The 17,521-nt window shown below is 53.7% G+C and carries 19 protein-coding genes and 1 tRNA gene; 16 read left to right on the top strand and 4 right to left on the bottom strand.

The window, feature by feature from the left end:
• The 10 genes from ALFI_RS16790 (at window position 1) to ALFI_RS01410 (ending at window position 8,024) form a co-directional block, all read left to right on the top strand.
• Window positions 1-876, top strand: a complete 876-nt coding sequence (locus ALFI_RS16790; RefSeq protein ID WP_014774487.1) for a hypothetical protein — start codon at window positions 1-3, stop codon at window positions 874-876.
• Window positions 873-1,322: a tetratricopeptide repeat protein gene (locus ALFI_RS01450; RefSeq protein WP_155835621.1), complete on the top strand. Its 450-nt coding sequence runs from the start codon at window positions 873-875 to the stop codon at window positions 1,320-1,322. Before ALFI_RS16790 ends, ALFI_RS01450 begins: the two co-directional genes overlap by 4 nt.
• Before the next feature lie 62 nt (window positions 1,323-1,384).
• Window positions 1,385-1,984 carry a hypothetical protein gene (locus tag ALFI_RS01445; protein WP_014774486.1) on the top strand — a complete coding sequence of 200 codons (600 nt, stop codon included), beginning with the start codon at window positions 1,385-1,387 and terminating at the stop codon, window positions 1,982-1,984.
• 50 nt (window positions 1,985-2,034) lie between these two features.
• On the top strand, window positions 2,035-3,204 hold the full coding sequence (locus ALFI_RS01440) for a hypothetical protein (RefSeq protein WP_014774485.1): 1,170 nt from the start codon (window positions 2,035-2,037) through the stop codon (window positions 3,202-3,204).
• A gap of 161 nt (window positions 3,205-3,365) precedes the next feature.
• Window positions 3,366-3,746, top strand: coding sequence for an A1S_2505 family phage non-structural protein (locus ALFI_RS01435; protein ID WP_014774484.1), 381 nt, complete (start codon window positions 3,366-3,368; stop codon window positions 3,744-3,746).
• A gap of 271 nt (window positions 3,747-4,017) precedes the next feature.
• Window positions 4,018-4,090: transfer RNA gene (locus ALFI_RS01430), tRNA-Phe, on the top strand.
• Window positions 4,091-4,270: 180 nt separating this feature from the next.
• The gene (locus ALFI_RS16330) at window positions 4,271-6,016 is read left to right on the top strand and encodes a zinc-ribbon domain-containing protein (protein ID WP_014774483.1); all 1,746 of its coding nucleotides are present in this window, start codon (window positions 4,271-4,273) and stop codon (window positions 6,014-6,016) included.
• 282 nt (window positions 6,017-6,298) lie between these two features.
• Window positions 6,299-6,859, top strand: coding sequence for a Crp/Fnr family transcriptional regulator (locus tag ALFI_RS01420; protein WP_042493087.1), 561 nt, complete (start codon window positions 6,299-6,301; stop codon window positions 6,857-6,859).
• A gap of 53 nt (window positions 6,860-6,912) precedes the next feature.
• Window positions 6,913-7,629: an SDR family NAD(P)-dependent oxidoreductase gene (locus ALFI_RS01415; protein ID WP_014774481.1), complete on the top strand. Its 717-nt coding sequence runs from the start codon at window positions 6,913-6,915 to the stop codon at window positions 7,627-7,629.
• A 5-nt stretch (window positions 7,630-7,634) separates the two neighbouring features.
• A complete protein-coding gene (locus ALFI_RS01410; RefSeq protein WP_014774480.1) occupies window positions 7,635-8,024 on the top strand; it encodes a hypothetical protein in 390 nt (129 codons plus the stop codon).
• Window positions 8,025-8,108: 84 nt separating this feature from the next.
• Here ALFI_RS01410 and ALFI_RS01405 read toward each other — a convergent pair whose 3' ends face one another.
• On the bottom strand, window positions 8,109-9,050 hold the full coding sequence (locus ALFI_RS01405) for an NAD(P)H-dependent flavin oxidoreductase (RefSeq protein ID WP_014774479.1): 942 nt from the start codon (window positions 9,048-9,050) through the stop codon (window positions 8,109-8,111).
• 144 nt (window positions 9,051-9,194) lie between these two features.
• Between ALFI_RS01405 and ALFI_RS01400 the strand changes: the two genes are divergently transcribed.
• A complete protein-coding gene (locus tag ALFI_RS01400) occupies window positions 9,195-10,235 on the top strand; it encodes a nucleoid-associated protein (RefSeq protein ID WP_014774478.1) in 1,041 nt (346 codons plus the stop codon).
• Window positions 10,236-11,017: 782 nt separating this feature from the next.
• The gene (locus tag ALFI_RS01395) at window positions 11,018-11,185 is read left to right on the top strand and encodes a helix-turn-helix domain-containing protein (protein ID WP_009598802.1); all 168 of its coding nucleotides are present in this window, start codon (window positions 11,018-11,020) and stop codon (window positions 11,183-11,185) included.
• A 41-nt stretch (window positions 11,186-11,226) separates the two neighbouring features.
• On the opposite strand, the gene ALFI_RS01390 is transcribed toward ALFI_RS01395, so the two are convergent.
• Window positions 11,227-11,805: a GNAT family N-acetyltransferase gene (locus ALFI_RS01390; protein ID WP_014774476.1), complete on the bottom strand. Its 579-nt coding sequence runs from the start codon at window positions 11,803-11,805 to the stop codon at window positions 11,227-11,229.
• Between the two features lie 118 nt (window positions 11,806-11,923).
• On the opposite strand from ALFI_RS01390, the gene def reads away from it, so the two are divergent.
• Window positions 11,924-12,514, top strand: a complete 591-nt coding sequence (def, locus tag ALFI_RS01385; RefSeq protein ID WP_014774475.1) for a peptide deformylase — start codon at window positions 11,924-11,926, stop codon at window positions 12,512-12,514.
• A 54-nt stretch (window positions 12,515-12,568) separates the two neighbouring features.
• Here the strand turns inward: def and ALFI_RS01380 are convergent, their stop codons facing one another.
• A complete protein-coding gene (locus ALFI_RS01380; RefSeq protein WP_014774474.1) occupies window positions 12,569-13,921 on the bottom strand; it encodes an MATE family efflux transporter in 1,353 nt (450 codons plus the stop codon).
• A gap of 74 nt (window positions 13,922-13,995) precedes the next feature.
• Window positions 13,996-14,559 carry a Crp/Fnr family transcriptional regulator gene (locus tag ALFI_RS01375; RefSeq protein WP_014774473.1) on the bottom strand — a complete coding sequence of 188 codons (564 nt, stop codon included), beginning with the start codon at window positions 14,557-14,559 and terminating at the stop codon, window positions 13,996-13,998.
• 221 nt (window positions 14,560-14,780) lie between these two features.
• Between ALFI_RS01375 and ALFI_RS01370 the strand changes: the two genes are divergently transcribed.
• The 3 genes from ALFI_RS01370 (at window position 14,781) to ALFI_RS01360 (ending at window position 17,435) form a co-directional block, all read left to right on the top strand.
• Window positions 14,781-15,218 carry an Hsp20/alpha crystallin family protein gene (locus ALFI_RS01370; RefSeq protein WP_014774472.1) on the top strand — a complete coding sequence of 146 codons (438 nt, stop codon included), beginning with the start codon at window positions 14,781-14,783 and terminating at the stop codon, window positions 15,216-15,218.
• A gap of 298 nt (window positions 15,219-15,516) precedes the next feature.
• Window positions 15,517-16,251, top strand: coding sequence for a copper homeostasis protein CutC (locus ALFI_RS01365; RefSeq protein WP_014774471.1), 735 nt, complete (start codon window positions 15,517-15,519; stop codon window positions 16,249-16,251).
• Entirely contained in the window at window positions 16,248-17,435 is a 1,188-nt protein-coding gene (locus ALFI_RS01360) for a transglutaminase-like domain-containing protein (RefSeq protein WP_014774470.1), read from the top strand. Before ALFI_RS01365 ends, ALFI_RS01360 begins: the two co-directional genes overlap by 4 nt.
• Window positions 17,436-17,521 lie beyond the last annotated feature (86 nt).

Here is a 17,521-nt window from a genome sequence, read left to right as displayed (position 1 = left end):
ATGATCCTCAATCCCACGCTTAAAAGCATACTTGTAAGAACTGCCTACATCGTAGGGAGTTTGACAATCTATTATATTGCCTATAATTATTGCCTTGATTATCTGGATTTTCATTATTGGAGTGATGGAGGACTGATAGACGGGCATCCAACATTACGATATACTTTACTAATGATGGCTGCGGCTATTCTTATCTGGGTGAATATCCGCAAACTGTCACGTCCCAATATACGGCTCTATTTTAGTGCATTTCTATTAGGGCTTGGACTATTGATTGGAGCATGGAAAGTCGGTGCATTTTATCTCTACTCCGAACATGTACTTTTGCGCCATATATATCTGGAAATACTCTTTCATTTTGGATGGTTTAGCGTATTAATATCTTCAATTTTGCCAATATTCTTTGTAAAACAGAAAAATGCAAAATTAGACAGAGGTAGCAAAATAGGCTTACTGATTGTTGTACTATTGTTTGATTTCACGATTGCCATGCCTAATATTTTTGGTGATGAAATAATGGAAGCCAGAATATACGGTAATGAAAACTGTTACTTAATACAAAACGGAGAAGAATGGAGTTGTCATTTATTAAGCGTTACAAATCCCGATGATAAGATATGGACGGATTCAGTTGTAATGCGGACTATCCAATATTTTCCGAAAGATAATTCTTGGTGGGTGGCTGATAATGGTGATTCTATTCGTATAGAAAGTACAAAAGTGTACCACTCAAATCTGCAAATAATACATTCCAACGGGAAAAGCTATCAAGTCCGCACATTGGGTTATGCAGAAACAGAATACGGTAATTGTTGGCAATCTAACATATGGCGCAAAATCAAAGGATTGTTTTGCAAAGAAGAAAACGAACGATGAAAAACTACTTACTTATACTGATGGGCATTTTGTTCGTCTGTTGCCAAAGCCAACCCGAAAGACCATTTACAGAGGCCGAGAAATTGGCTGATGAACAATACTACCAATTCTTTCATTGGATGCTTTTCGGTGATGGAGATGAAGATACCGCAATCGAAAGCCTGTTTAAGTCTGCGGAAGCAGGAAATTCAGAAGCTCAAAATTTATTGGGAGGGTGCTATGCAGAACGCCCAGATTTGATTAAACGAGAGCAGGCAGATATTGATTCTGCTGTTATTTGGTGGTTAAGGGCGGCGGAACAGGATGAATGGATGGCCCAGCGGGATTTAGCATACTATTATGCCGACATTCAAGATTGGAAGCAAGCGAAATTCTGGCTGAAACGAGCCAAGAAGAACGGATATAAAGATAAGGAATTACAAAAAAGGATTAACAGGCATTTATAGCATTGGTGACATATTTTTCAAGGGGTATATAAACAGAACTTTTCAAAATTGCGTCACATAAGATGAAAAACTACTTACTCCCCATATTCGCCCTGCTGATTGTAGGGTGTGGGAATAGGAATCCAGCGAATATAGTTGTAGAAAATAGAATAAGGCAAACTGAACAAACCGATTCGATTATAGGAGATAGTTATGAACGAGATACTATACAAGGGGATTTTAACGGTGATGGAAAGATCGAATATGCTTACAGCGAATCAAACCCTGCTGAATATTACAGCCTTGATGAAGTAGATGATGGGAAGCTCAATAATATAACATTCAGCAATCCAACAATTCCTGCCATAGAAACTGAATTTCAGATTGAGCGCTTAACCAACGAGGATGATTTGAATCGCGATGGTACGGATGAAATAGGCTTTTTCACAAGAGCTGTTTCACGCTTTGGAATGTATTGCGTATACTCACTTCGTGGAGGCAAATGGAAAGAAATAGTAAATCTATATACACACGATAGCTTTTATGGTGAAGAGAATGGGAACGACCCCGATTTAGTAAGGATAGACCCCGATAGAAAAGGTTATGTAATTATTAGAACTATTGAATGGGATGATGAAATAAGTTGGTATAAAGAGATTGAAAAGTCGGTAAAGATTAAGTGACATATTTTTCAAGGGCTATATAAACTGAACATCTTATAATTGTGTCACAGATGATGAAGAACTACATACTGATACTTGTTGTTGGCTTAATAATGCTTGGATGTGGCAATAGACAGGTAAGGCAGATTGAGCAGGTTGGAGAAGATTCAACGGAACTTACAATCAAGACATATTATGATACCATCCATTTTAAGTTTAAGTGGAGAGATGCCGATTCTATCCCTTATTTATTTGGCAAGCCATCAAAAGACAAGATAGCTGAATATCAACGACGATTCGATAGTTTGCATCGTACTGAACGTTACGGTTTCTATGATAGAATCGGATATTTCCGAGATATACCCCATATCACGGCGGTAAATGATTTTGCTACTTTATGGTTTACGAATAAAACAACGCCTTATCAAGATGATTTAGATATGATTCTTTGGCGTATTAATGAATATTACCCTCTTAATTCTTCTACAACGGAAACAGAAAATTTCCAAAGATTTTCGGAACAAATTGATTCATTATTATCATACTCGCTCGGCTCACAATGGGATGCTAATATACAGGCATGGTTGGCGACCAAATTACATGAATGTAAGGTAGAAATATACAACAATCGACTGTTGGATTGTAACAATGAGTTTAAGGATATTTTAATTGCAGAACATTGTGCATGGAAAGAATATGAAGAAGCCTTACATGATATATGCGATAAATTAGTTGTCGGGAAACATGGTGGGTCAGGAGCACCACTGGCGTATGGCGAGTTCTTCATTGAAAGCTACGAGCAGAGATTGATTTCATTATTGGATTATTATTTTACTTTGGGTGATTCCAATTATCAGCCGACAGAACGACATAGGGTGATTCCAGATAAAATGGTACATAGAGCATATTCGGATTTCTTTGATGTGATTAATTCAGGTTATGAGGAATATAGCGTGGAAGAAAAGCAATGTGCCTTAAAAAATGATATGCGCTTTTGGGATAAATGGATGGCTGAACGTAGAAAAGTATCAGCACAATTACCGATGCCGCTCAAAAAAGTTTATGATAATTGTACGAATAATCTCAAGCGACGAAAATTGATTCAAATAAAGAGCAGATATTGGGGATATGGAATATGTAGCAGTTTTGAGTTGGATTGTATATTAAAAAAGGATTGCTCTGATGAAGAACTGTTTAGCTATGATTATCAAACACGATATGATGCTTTGTTAATCAAGTGACATATTTTTCAAGGGCTATATAAAATGAATTTTTTGAAATTACGTCACCAAAATATGAAGAACCACAATGCTAATCCTCGGCCATACGGTCGGGGATTTTTTTCTTTAGTGGAATTTGCAATCTTACCAAATAATTTCGACATTTGAGTAAATAAACAGCCATGCAAAAATCACCCAATTACATCACTAAACTCCAACCCGACGAAATCTTCGTGTTCGGTAGCAACCTCGCAGGTATGCACGGCGGGGGTGCTGCACGGTTGGCATATCAGAGATTCGGGGCTGTCTGGGGACAGGGTGTCGGATTGCAGGGGCAGAGTTATGCCATACCGACCATGCAGGGCGGAGTGGAAACAATCCAGCCCTATGTGGACGAGTTTATCGAGTTTGCAAAGCAACATCCACAACTGAAATTTTTGGTGACGGAAATCGGTTGCGGGATAGCAGGGTTTAGTCCATCCGAGATTGCCCCGCTGTTTGAACAGGCAGGAGAGGTGAAGAATATCTACTTGCCCGAACGGTTCTGGATGGTTTTGAAATGACTTGCGAAAAGGTTGATGTTGGATAGAAAGCGGTTCTAATCGCGGTTGTATGATTGTTTGAGGGCAGAAAAGTTGTAAATTTTCGAGAAAACTTTTGCAAGTTTGAGAAATTTGCTTACCTTTGCACTCGCAATGAAACCGAAATGGGTATCGTTCTTTGCAAAAACGACTGTGTAAACCACGTTGTAAACCGAACTGAAAAGGTCGGGTGTCAGAGAAAAAGATCGAGTTTCGTAATCATTTGTAAACGAGTTTTATAACTCAACAGGATGGTGCCATAGCTCAGTTGGTAGAGCAAAGGACTGAAAATCCTTGTGTCCCCGGTTCGATTCCTGGTGGTACCACATTATTAAAGCGCAAATAGCCTTAATGGCTATTTGCGCTTTTCAGTGTCTGATTTTGTCTGCAAATTGTTTGCATCTTCAAATTTTCCCACCTTTTTGTCTTGGCTGCTTGGTGGTCGAAGTAATAAACAAACTCTCGAAAGTGAACGATTTTTTTTATTAAATTCGTTTTGCCAAGAAATGAAAACAACAGATTTCATAGACAAATTGAACGCACAAAATTCTAAAATTACTGTGCTGGGAACATATGAAAGAAACAACTCTAAAATCGCTGTAAAATGTGACATCTGTGGTTGGGAGTGGACTCCGATTCCATATAGTCTGTTAAAAGGGCATGGATGCCCCAAGTGTGCGAGAGTCAAGCAGAAAACCCATGCCGAGTTTGTTGAGGAATTGCAATCTCAAAGAGACGACGTCGTGCTGATCGGTAGGTATGTAAAAGCGCTCGAAAAAGCCAAATTCAGATGTTTGAAATGCGGACATGAGTGGAATGTCACTCCTGCGCATATCCTTAGTGGCAGGGGATGTCCGGCGTGTGCACTCTCTCGTCGAGGAGCATCCCAGCGTCTGACAATGGAACTGTTTTTAGAGCGTCTTCATGAAATCGATCCGAATCTTGTCGTCAGGAAAGGCGTGGAGTATCGTAACAATCGTACACGTATGCCACTACGCTGTAAGGCTTGTGGATATGAATATGAAATAACACCTCATGATGTTCTGCATAGCCGGGGCTGTCCGAATTGTCACAGAGCATGTACCTCTTTTTTAGAGCAGTTCATATATCATTCTTTTGTTCGTGTTCTTGGGGAATCCAAGGTCCTGTCTAGAGATAAAACCGCAATAGGGGCTGAGTTAGACATATACATACCTGAATTGAAAGCGGCTATAGAACCCGGTTCGTGGTATTGGCATAAAAATCTGGTGGCAAGGGATAGGAAGAAACATCGGATATGTAATGAAAAAGGAATCAAGCTTGTAACCATATATGATCATTATGATAATGAGACTCTTCCTTTTGATAATTGCTTTGTGACTGATTGTGACCTTGCTCATGTCAGCAATAGAAATAAACTGATCGATATGACAAAAAGACTCTTTTCGGAATTTGGCTTGGATTCAATTCTTGATACAGATGAATGGGTAAAAATTAGAAAGAGAGCCAAAATGGATTCAAGACGAATGACTACGGAAGAATTCAAAGAAGAACTCTTCGGAATCAATTATAAAATCAGGGTCGTCGGCGAATATACGAAAGCTAATGACAGGATTAAAGTTCAATGTAAAACCTGTAACCATACATGGAACGCAATACCGGCTTCTTTGCGTTTGGGTGTCGGATGCCCTAAGTGTGCCGGCGTTTTACAACTTACACATGACCAGTTTGTGGCAAGATTACGCGTATTGCAGCCCGATCTGATTCCACTGACAGAATATATCAACACGAAGGAAAAGGTTGTTGTAAAATGTAAAGTATGCGGATATGTATGGTCTACTCAACCTTATCATCTTACTGCAACATCTCCAAGACAAAGAACGGGATGTCCGAAATGTTCGGGTAGGGGCCGGAGAACTCCGGATGAATTTGTTGCGGAGATCGCAAATTTGTCACCTGCAATTAAAATCATTGGAACGTTTGTTGGTAGAAATAAACCTATATTGGTGCAATGTGCCGAATGTAATAGGATTTGGCACGCATGGCCGGGGAGTTTATTGAAGGGCGGCGGTTGTAAAGTTTGCAAATCGAAGCAGGCAATACGACAAAGGAATCGGAAGATAAGGTGCATTACGACCGGAGAGATATTCAATACATTAAGAGAAGCCGCTGAAAAGTACAATGTGAGTCCATCGTCTGTTTGCATATGTTGCACCAATCTTCCAAAGCGTAAGCATGCCGGGGGACTGGAGTGGGAATATATTTTAATATGAAATGAAAAAGGCAGGTTTCTCAGACCTGCCTTTTCGCGTTTGCGATCGTATGCTTTTTTCGACTTGTGCACGGCCCGGAACCTTGCCGGACGGCCGTGCCGTGCGATTTCCTCTTCGCGGCTCGCCTTGCGGTGGGCCTTGAGGTAATCCTGCTGGGTGATCTTTTGCTTTTTCATCTTGCGTTGCGTTTTGACGAGCCGGTGATTTCACCGTTCGCGGCGGCAAAGGTAGCGAATTCGTCCGGATCGGCAAAATCCGCAAAAAAACTTATCTTTGCCGACGATGGATTTCAACCGTTACATATCGGCCGCCGAATTCGCGCCGCTTGCCGAGCTGTTCCGCAGGGAGGGTGAAAGCCTCTTCGTCCCCAAGGACGGCTGTTTTTCGTTCCAGCAGGTCCGCAACCGCCGTAGCGGATTGGTCGAGGAGGGCGCTTTCCGCTATGTGCACGCCACGGAAGCGGGCGAGCGACATGTCGTCGGGTACGCTTTCGCCGGGGAGTTCGTCGGCGACTATATCTCGATGCGCAACGACGCCCCCGCGTGGGTGAGTATCGAAGCGATGTGCGACAGCCGAGTGCTGACGCTGATGGGCGAACGGCTCGAAAAATTCTACCGGACCGACGCTGCACACGAGCGGTTGGGCCGCACCGTCGCCGAGCATATGCTGGCCGAGATTTACGAACGGCTGCTGCAATCGTACGTCTCGACTCCGCAGGAGCGTTACGAATCGCTGCTGGCGCGCTGTCCCGGCCTGCTCGAACTGGTCCCGCTCCGGGAGCTGGCCTCGTTTCTCGGCGTGCGTCCCGAAACGCTGAGCCGCATTCGCCGCCGGGTGCGGTGATTTCTTGATTCGGATCAAGTGTTTTCCGTTTTCCGCGTCCTATCTTTGCGCATATGAAACGAGCTATTGTCATCGGTGCCACTTCCGGCATCGGCCGCGGCCTTGCGGAGTGCTTTGCGGCGCAGGGATATGCCGTGGGGCTGGTCGGCCGCCGGGAAAATCTGTTGAAGGAGATCGCGCAGGCCGATCCTGCTGCATACCGCTTTGCCGTCGCCGACGTGACGCGTCCCGCCGAGACCGTTGCGGCGCTGGAGCATCTGGCCCAAGAACTGGGCGGCATGGATTTATGCGTGGTCTGCGCCGGAACGGGCGATCTGAATCCCTCGCTGGATTTCGCGCTGGAAGAGACGGCCATCCTTACCAACGTGCTGGGCTGGACGGCGGCCGCGGACTGGGCCTACAACCGTTTCGAGCGGCAGGGCGGCGGACATCTGGTCGTCGTCTCGTCGGTCGGTGGACTGCGCGGCGGGGGTGCGGCTCCGGCCTACAACGCTTCGAAAGCCTATCAGATCAACTACGCCGAGGGACTGCGGCAGCGCGCCGCGAAATCCAGACTCCCGCTTTACATCACCGACGTCCGTCCGGGCTTCGTCGATACGGCGATGGCCAAGGGTGACGGTCTGTTCTGGGTGATGCCGGTCGAAAAAGCCGTCCGGCAGATCGTGCGGGCGGTCCGCCGCCGCAGACGGGTTGCGGTCGTCACCCGCCGCTGGCGCATTGCGGCGTGGCTGCTCCGGCATATGCCCGACGGAATCTACCTCAAAATGTAATGTGTATGAACGGATGGTTTATTGCGGCGGGGACGCTGCTTATCGCGGCGTTTTTCGTCCATGTCGTTTCGGGGAACCGCTTCTATACGGCAGCCTGTCCCGGCCGGAACGCCGCCGCGGACAAAGCCTACGAAGCGTGGCTGATGGGACGGTGCGGCGTCCAGATGATTACGGCGGATCTGGCCCTCGGAGCGGTATTCCTGCTGCTGCTCGGCTTCGGAGTCATTCCCCGCAATTTCCAGCTGGAACTCTTCCTGCTGCTGACTTACGGCGGCTGGTTCCTGCTTTGGCTGGTGTCGCTGGGCTATGAACGCGCGGCGAAGACCCGTTACCTGCGCCTCTGCCATTGGGCGCTGTTTCTGACGGTCGCCCTGCTGGTCCTGCTCGGCATGTAGCGGCGGTAGGCCCGGCGTCTCTTCGGCAGACTGTCCCGGTTGGGACGGCTGCTTTTCGCCGGCCCGCCTATCCCCGAAGGGCCGCTATAGAGTCGTGAGCGATTTCACGCCGGCGTTGTATTCGTCGATGATCTGCCGGACGATTTCGCCTGCCGGCGGCAGATCGCGGATCAGCGACGCGATCTGTCCGATCTCCAGCTCCCCGTCTGCGAGGTCGCCCTCGAAAATGCCCCGCTTTGAACGCCCGCGGCCCAGCAGCTCCTTCAGTTCTTCGGCCGAGGCGCCCCGGTTTTCGGCGGTTTCGACTGCCGTGTAGAAGTCGTTGCGGATCAGGCGCGTCGGCCCGATCTTCTTCAGCGCCAGCATCGTGCCGCCTTCTTCCAGCCCGATGCAGAGCCGTTTGAAGGCGTCGCTGGCCGAACTCTCTTCGGACAGCGCGAAGCGGGTGCCCATCTGAATGCCCTCGGCTCCCAGCGCGAACGCCGCCAGCATGCCCCGGCCCGTGGCGATGCCGCCCGCCGCGATTAGCGGAATCGTAATCGCCGTGCGCACCTGCGGAACCAGCGCCATCGTCGCCGTCTCCTCGCGGCCGTTGTGCCCGCCCGCTTCGAATCCCTCGGCGACGACCGCATCGACACCCGCTTCCTGACATTTCAGGGCGAATTTCGTGCTCGACACCACGTGCGCGACCTTGCAGCCTGCGGCATGCAGTTGCCCGGTCCATGTCTTCGGGCTTCCCGCCGAGGTGAATACCGCCGGGACCCGCTCTTCCATGACGACCTGCATGATCTGCTCCGCGTAGCGGTACATCAGGGGGACGTTCACGCCGAACGGTTTGCCAGTCGCCGCGCGGCATTTGCGGATGTGTTCGCGCAGCAGGTCGGGCGTCATCGAGCCCGCGCCGATCAGGCCCAGTCCGCCCGCGTCGCTTACGGCCGCCGCGAGCCGCCAGCCGCTGCACCAGATCATGCCGCCCGCGATGATCGGGTAGCGAATGCCGAAGAGTGTGGTTATTCTGTTTTCCATGCTTACGGAAGTTTAGTCGTTGCAAAAGTAGCCAAATTATCGGGAGTCCGGCAGGGCGTTTCTGCTAAATACCCGGTTTTTTGCTTGCCCGGTCCCGGAAAAATCCCCATCTTTGCCTTCCGTTTTACGCAAACAATACCGAAAATGCTCTATACCGAAGAATCCCGGATCGGCGCGCTGGCCGTGCATATCGTGGGCAACAAAGCAAAAGACGAGCCGCTGATGGTCTCGCCGTCGCTCTCCGACCAGCTCTCCGACGCGGCCCTGATGCAGACGCTGCTGGCCTATTTCATGGGCGGTTTCAAATCCGAGGAGTATTTCAACCTCTACCACGACACCGACCTGACCTGCAACGAGGTCTGGAATTTCACCTGCAGGATCTTCGACGATCCCGAATCGTTTTACGACCATTCGGTCAGCCTTGCCAGACATCTCTACGAAACCGGCATGCACCCCCAGATCAAGAGCGGGGAGTTCTATGTCGTCTACTTCACCGACTGCCGTTTCGGAGGCGAGACGGTCGATGCCGTCGGGCTGTTCAAGTCCGAGACGCGCGACACGTTTCTCGACGTCGAGGAGCAGGCGTCGGGGCTGCATATCGCCGCGCATCAGGGGATCAACGTCAATAAGCTGGACAAGGGGTGCGTCGTTTTCAACACCGAGCGCGAAGCGGGTTTCGCGGTCTGCGTCGTGGACAACACCAACCGCGCCGAAGCCCGCTACTGGATCGACGATTTCCTGCACGTGCGCCAGCGTCAGGACAACTACCACAATACCCACAACGCGATGGCCATGTGCAAGAAGTACGTGACCAAGCATCTCCCGAACGAATTCGAGGTGTCGAAAGCCGATCAGGCTGAGATGCTCAACGAGACGATGAAATACTTCAAGGAGCAGGACAGCTTTTCGCTGGACGACTTTTCGGAGAAGGTGATCCGCCAGCCCGAAGTCATGGAGAGCTTCTCGCGCTACAAGCAGGAGTACGAGCAGGACCGCGACATCCGCATCGAGGACGAATTCGCCATCTCCGATTCGGCGGTCAAAAAACAGGCCCGTTCCTACAAGAGCGTCATCAAGCTCGACCGCAACTTCCACATCTACGTCCACGGCAACCGCAGTCTGCTCGAACAGGGCGAGGACGAGAAGGGCAAGTTCTACAAGGTCTATTACGAAGAGGAGGAGTAGCGGCGCCTTCGGTTCTCTTCGGTCGATCGGCGGCCCGCAGCGATGCGGGCCGCTTTTTTGTGTCAGGACCTTTTGCCGGCGTTTTTCGGTGTTGCGCGGGGCGGCTGTTCCCTGAGTGGCTGGTGTCTCCGGTGTCTCCGGTGTCTCCCGGTGTTTCCGGCGAAATTCGCAGCGATTTCTCCCGTTTCCCGTATTATACTTTTTTCATCAGCCGTCTGCTACCCCCCCCCGTCCGCCGTTTTTCCGCTCGCCGATAGGCCGTCCCTCTCCGTATTGTCTCGGAAAAATTCTTTTTCCCGATCCGAAACCGCACCGGAAACCCGCCGCTGCGCTGATTTTGCCCCGTTTTACTTGTTTTATTCCATTATTTTTTGTAATATGGATTTATTATCCGCGCGTGTTGTGACTGCACGCACGGACGGTACCGGCCATGCGGAACCGGATGTTTTCCGAAGAATCTGTATTATGGCCGCTGGGGGTTGTGATAATTGTAGCTTGCGACGGGAATCTTTTTACCGTCACACCGATCGTTTTGGGATGTGACGCCGTCTTGGCGGGCGGATTCTTTTTATCCTGACATTCCGAAACGGCGCGATTGTGGTGCGAACGGGTGTGAGTTCCCGGCCTGCCCGCGATTGAGCTTCGAAACGGGGCACTTCTTTTGTAAGCTACAAGTGTGTAGTAAAAAATCAGGCTATTATTCCGGTAATTTGCGCTATGAAAAAGCAGCGGCGAAATGACTTTTTATTGGGCAGGTTGTTGCCGAGCTGAGAGCGGCCCGGTTGGAACGCAAGCTGACTCAGGAGAACGTACGCTTCGATACCGATCTGAATATCGCACGGATCGAAAGCTGGCGGCACAGTATTTCGCTGACTACGATCGCCGATTTATGTGACTATTATAAGATTTCTCCGGCGGATTTGTTCCGGAACATTGCGACGCATCCCTGACTTCACACAGAAAGAACCGGTCTCAAGACCGGTTCTTTCGCTTATGCTTCGAAGGGTTTCTCGAAAGCCAGCCTTTCACCGCTTCCGTAGACGATTTTGCCGCAGTAGGCGAATCTCAGCCTTTCGAGCATCCGCAGCATGTAGCGGTTGTCGAAATTGGTGTCCACCCTGAAACTGTCGACGCCCCGTCCGCGGGCCAGCGCTTCGGTGCGGCGCATGAACTCCGCCGCCACGCCGCGGCCCTTCTCTCCGTCGGCCACCGCCAGCCGGTGCAGGACGACGTAGTCGCCCCCGGTCAGCCACGCCCCGTCTATCGCCCCGTAGGCCGGTTCGCCGTCGAAAACCACCGCCCCGTATGCGATCACGCCGCCGGGTACCGTCCCTTTGTCGTACTTCTGCGGCGTTTCTGCAGCTGCGGGGTTCTCCGCCGCGTCCGACTTCTCGAACACATACCCGTATCCGCGTGCGATATCGCGGTCTATGTCCGCCCGTGCGGGGTAGCCGTCCTGCCATTGCAGGCTCCCCAGCGCCCGCATCTGGGCCTGCGCCTGCCGGATGATCTCCATGATGCGCTCCGCATCGGCAGGCTCGGCCTTCCGGTATTTCAGATCTTCGTTCATGGCGGCAAATATAGGATAATTGCCGGAATTGGAAAAGACTTTTTTTCAGTCCGAAGGGGCGTGCCGCCGTACGGTGAATATATTTTCGTATTTTTGCCGGAAACGGAATCATGCCGATATGAAGAGATTCGTTATAACCGTCGCCTGCCTGCTCGCCGCCTGCGCGGTCCAAAAGGGATTCACCGATAGGGAATGTGAAGTCATTGCCTCGCAGAGCGGGGCGGTCATGCGCTTGTGCCGGATCGGCGACCGTGCCGATTCGCTGTTTTTGCGGCGGAAGGCCGCGCCGCTGGGTGCGGAGGAACTGAGGTCGGAGTATTTCCGCCTGCTGAAGCAGGGCATGCTGCTCACCGCGCGGGATCCGGCCGACGAAGGTGTCGGAATCGCCGCGCCGCAGGTCGGCGTTTCGCGCCGGCTGATCGCCGTGCAGCGTTTCGACAAGCCCGGCGAACCGTTCGAATGCTATGTCAATCCCGAAATCGTCGGTCGCTCGGCGACCCGTTCCGCCGGCAGGGAGGGGTGTCTCTCCGTTCCCGAAACGTCGGGGACGGTTCTGCGTGCTGACCGCATCGTGCTCCGCTATCTGGATGAAACGACCATGCGGCCGGTGACGGATACCGTCGAGGGATTTACCGCCGTGATTTTCCAGCACGAAATCGACCACCTCGACGGGGTGCTGTTCATCGACAGGATGCAGCGCGGGAATTAGTCCATTCCGACGCGGAAAGCGGGAAAACCCTACCGAAGGTTTTTCCGCTTTCCCTTATGCGAATGCGAAGCGTCTGCTGCGCAGCAGATAGACGAGCAGCAGTGTTTCGAGCGCCTCGGCCGCAGGCACCGCGAGCCAGATACCCGTCACGCCCGCTATACGCGGCAGGAGCAGAAAGCAGAACGTCATCAGCACGATGCCGCGCAGAACGGTGAGTCCCGTTGCGAGCCGTCCCCGTTCGATGCTCTGGTAGTAGCCGATCGTCACGACGTTGATCCCGAAGAAGGGATAGCCCGCCGCGAACCACGGCAGTCCCTGCACGGCGATGGCGTACGCCGGGGCGTCGGGCGTCAGGAACAGCCCGACGATCCACGGACTGCATAGCCACGTGAATCCGAACGCCGCCGCGCCGCACAGCGCCGCCGTGCCGAGCGCCATTCGCAGCGCTTTCCGGCCGCGCCGCATCAGCCCTGCGCCGTAGTTGTAGCTGATGATCGGCTGCGCCGACTGGATGATGCCGTTGTAGACCATGAAGATGATCGGGAAGATGTAGCAGGCGATGCTGTACGCCGCCACGCCGTCCTTGCCGACGTAATGGATAAAGGTGTAGTTGCCGACGATCATCAGGCTCGAAATGGCCAGCTCGCTCAGCAGCGCCGGGAATCCGATATAGCTCATGTACCAGAGATTGCGCACCGTGAGCCGCATGCTTTTGCCGCTTATCTTGAGCTTCACGAACCGGAGCGTCCGGCTGCGGCGGAACATGTACCAAAGTATCACGCCCGAACCGACGACGTAACCGATGCCCGTGGCGACGGCGGCGCCCGCCAGCCCCCATTCGAATACGAAGATGAAGAGGTAGTCGAGTACGATGTTGATGCACGCCGCCATGATGTTGCAGGCCATGGCGAATCCCGGCGCCCCGTCGAGCCGCACGATGAACATCAGGATGTTGAAGACGGCCAGCGGTGCGAGGAACAGCGTGAACCATACGAGGTATTCGCGCGCCGGGACCATCAGTTCGCCGGGGGTGCCCAGCAGCAGGAGCAGCGGTTCGTGCCAATGGATCAGCAGGGCGCTGAGCAGGGCGATCAGCAGCGCCGGAAGCACCAGCGACTGCGTGATGTTGATCTCCGCCACGCGTCGTTTGCCCTGCGCGAGGTTGATCGACGCCACGACCGAGCCGCCCATGCCGAACATCAGTCCCAGCCCCGTGCCGAGCGTGAAGAGCGGCGCGACGATATTGACCGAGGCGAGGGCGTCGCTGCCTATGCCCCGCCCTACGAAGATGCCGTCGGTGATGACGAACACGGCCGAGAAGACCATGCCCATGACCGTGGGAAAGAGGAAGCGCCGGAAAAGTTTTCCGACGTCCGAACTGCTGAAATCGATACTGTCTCGTTGCATATTCCTTACTTTTTTCGAAGTGGTGCAAAAGTAAGGCTTTCGGCGCGGGGAAAAGTTACCTTATGATAATTTCGTCATTTGATTTCGGCCCGGATGCGGCTCAGGCTTTGGGGCGTGAGGAAGAGGTAGGCCGCGAGGTCTTTCAGCGCGATGCGCTGCAATAATTGGGGATATTCGCGCAGTACGCGCTTGTACTGCTCGCTCTTGTCGCGCCATGCGAAGTCGGCGAAATACTCCTCGTGCCGGCGCAGCTGCTCTTCGGCCATGCGGCGGCCCCAGTCGGCCAGTTCGGCGTCCGCCGCGAAGAGCCGGTCGATCTCCTCGCGCGGCAGGCGCACGAGCGTCGTCGGCTCCATGGTCTCGATCGTGTGGCCCGAAATGCCGCCGGGCCATGCTCCGAGCGTCGATGAGGTCGGATCGCCCTCGAACGCGAAGGAGAGGATCACGCACTTGTCCTCGCGCATGACGTAGGAGCGCGCCGAACCTTCCGTCACGAAGCGGATCTCCTGATCGCGCTGTCCCTCCTCGACGATGATCTCCTTGCGGGCGTGGACGCTTTGCGACGCATGCCGCATCAGCACTCCGGCAGCCCGCTCCGAAAGCCCGTAACGGCCGCGCAGTATTTCGGTGAATTCCATGCCGCGAAGTTACGTATTTTTCCCGTACTTATGAAATGCGCCGTCCGCTCCCGGCCTGCCGGTCTGTCATGTCGTATTTGCAGGTTTTGTGACAATTCGTGACATTTTTGCATTTATTCGGCGCTGGCACAGGATTTGACCCTCTACGGATGAAACCGCTCCGAGAGAGGGCGATAAAAAGGAAAACAGTTAAACCGAATAAAACCAAGGAGGACAAAATTATGACACCTGCAAGAACGAATCAGAACTGGCTGCCGGGAATTTTCAACGAGATTCTGGGCGACAACTGGCTGGCCGAGCGCCGCAGCACCACGGCTCCCGCCGTCAACATCATCGACGGTGAAAACGAATACAAGGTCGAGGTCGCCGCTCCGGGTATGACCAAGGAGGACTTCAAGGTCCACATCAACGAAGACAACGAGCTGGTGATCTCGCTGGAGAAGAAGACCGAGAACAAGGAGGAGGACGCCAAGCGCAAAGGCACCTACCTGCGCCGCGAATTCTCCTACACGCAGTTCCAGCAGAGCCTGCTGCTGCCCGACAATATCGAGCGCGAGAATATTTCGGCCAAGGTCGAAAACGGTGTGATGACCATCGACATTCCCAAGAAGAAGATCGAGGAGACTGCCGCCGCCACGCGCCAGATCGAGGTTAAATAGGGGCTTGCGCAGCCTGAAGATAAGCAGAGCGTCCGTAAGGGCGCTCTGCTTTCGTTTTGCCGTCGGCGTCCGGCTTTGCCGTCGGCGTTCGGCTTTGCAGTGGGTGTCCGGCTTTGCGGTGTGCGTCCGGTTTTACGGCGTGCGTTCGGCTTTGCGGCGTGCGGCCGAACCGTCGGCTCTCCGGCTGGGGCGATGTTTTTTTGCCGTAACGTATGAACGGTCCCGTTCCGTTTTTTTGCAACTGTTCTGCGGTGCTCCGGGACTTGCATTTCCGTCGCCGTTTTTTTATCTTTGCCGTATGACGACCGAACTTTGTGCCTATTCCATTGAAGCGTGCGAGACCGCCCGCCGTGCGGGTGTCGCGCGCGTCGAACTCTGCGCCTCGCCCTACGAGGGCGGCACGACCCCTTCGGCCGCGGCCATCCGTATGGTGCGCCGCATCGAAGGCTTGCAGCTCAGTGTGATGATCCGTCCCCGCGGCGGAGATTTCCTCTATGACGACGCCGAATTCCGGCAGATGCTCGAAGAGGTGCGCTTCGCCCGCGAATGCGGCGCCGACGGCGTGGTCTTCGGCTTGCTGACGCCCGACGGACGGGTCGATACGGCGCGTACGGCGGCCCTCGTGGCCGAAGCCGGGCCGATGCAGACCACCTTCCACCGGGCGTTCGACATGACGTGCGACCTTTCCGATGCGCTGGAGGAGATCGTCCGCGCCGGATGCACCCGCATCCTGACTTCCGGCGGCCGCAATACGGCGTCCGAAGGCATCGGCGACCTCCGCGCGCTCGTCGTGCGGGCTGCGGGCCGCATCGAGATCATGGCCGGCAGCGGCGTGAATCCGTCGAACGTGCGGCAACTGGCCGCGACGGGTGTCGATGCCCTCCATTTCAGCGCGCGCGGCATGCGGCCGAGCGGCATGGCATACCGCAATCCGCAGATTTCGATGGGCGGCTGTCCCGGCGTGCCGGAGTACGCTTCGCCCTGCGCCGACGAACAGACCATCCGACAAATCCTGAACGAATTAAACCGATGAAACGCATTTTCCTCCTGCTTCTGGGACTTTTCCTCTGCGCCTGCGGCCGTTACGGCTGCGGCGTTCCCGCCGAATACGAACCCCTGCTCGACGCTGCGCTGGCCGACTGTCCGCGCGCCGACAGCCTGCGGCAGCTGCTGCGCGAAACTCCGCGCAATCGGCGTGCGGGGATGGCTTTCCTTGTAGCCTATATGCCGCAGGGCGACCGCGATACGATGCGGCTCGACCTGCTGCGCGAGAATGTCGAGTATGCCTACCGCGCACGCGCCGAGTATCCGTGGACGCGCGCGCTGCCCGATTCGGTCTTCCTGAACGACGTGCTTCCCTATGCCGTCGTGGACGAGGTGCGCGACAGCTGGCGGCCCGACTTTTACGCCCGCTTCGCCCGCCGTGCGGCCGGAGCCGCGGACGTCCGCGCCGCCATCGACTCGATCAACCGGCATATTGCCGCCGATGTCGCCGTAGAATACAACACCGCCCGCGAAAAGACCAACCAGAGTCCCTCCGAGTCGATGCGTCAGCATATGGCCTCCTGCACGGGCCTTTCGGTCCTGCTGGTCGATGCCCTGCGCTCTGCGGGCATTCCCGCGCGCTTTGCCGGAACTCCCGCATGGCACGACGATCGGGGCAACCACAGCTGGGTCGAGGTGTGGATCGACGGCCGCTGGCATTTCACGGAGTATTATTTTCCGGGAAGACTCGATTACGCATGGTTTTTTGCCGATGCGGGACAGGCGTCGCCCGACGACCGGGCTCACGGCATTTTCGCCGTTTCGTTCCGGCCCGCGGGCGACTGGTTTCCGATGGTGTGGAGCGAGGATTCGCGCGAGGTCCACGGCGTGAACGTCACGCAGCGTTACCGCGACCTCTATGCCGCCTATGCCGATGACCTCGCCGAGCGGGGGCGGCATGCGACCGTGACCTTCATGATGTACGACAAGGCGGCGCATGCCGGGCGTTCCGATGCGCGCGTGGCGGCCAACGTCGATGTTTTCTGCGGTTCGGAGCAGATGGGCGGCGGCCGTACGGCGGGTCCCCGGCAGGACATGAACGACGCCCTGCGCTTTCTGCTGGAAAAGGGAAAAACCTATACCTTCCGCTATGAAAACTCCCGCGGCGAAGCGGCGCAGGTGACCGCCGAAGTGGGCGACGCTCCGCTGACCGTTACCGGTTATATGGAATAGCGACCGGAAGCGGGGCGTGTGCCGAGGCCGGGCGCCAACCGATATGTTTCCAACACAACAAGACGGCAGGGATTTTCGCTCTGCCG

The organism is Alistipes finegoldii DSM 17242 (assembly GCF_000265365.1).
GTDB lineage: Bacteria > Bacteroidota > Bacteroidia > Bacteroidales > Rikenellaceae > Alistipes > Alistipes finegoldii.
The sequence above is the reverse complement of the archived record's forward strand: the minus strand, read 5'-3'. Positions and strand labels throughout refer to the sequence as shown.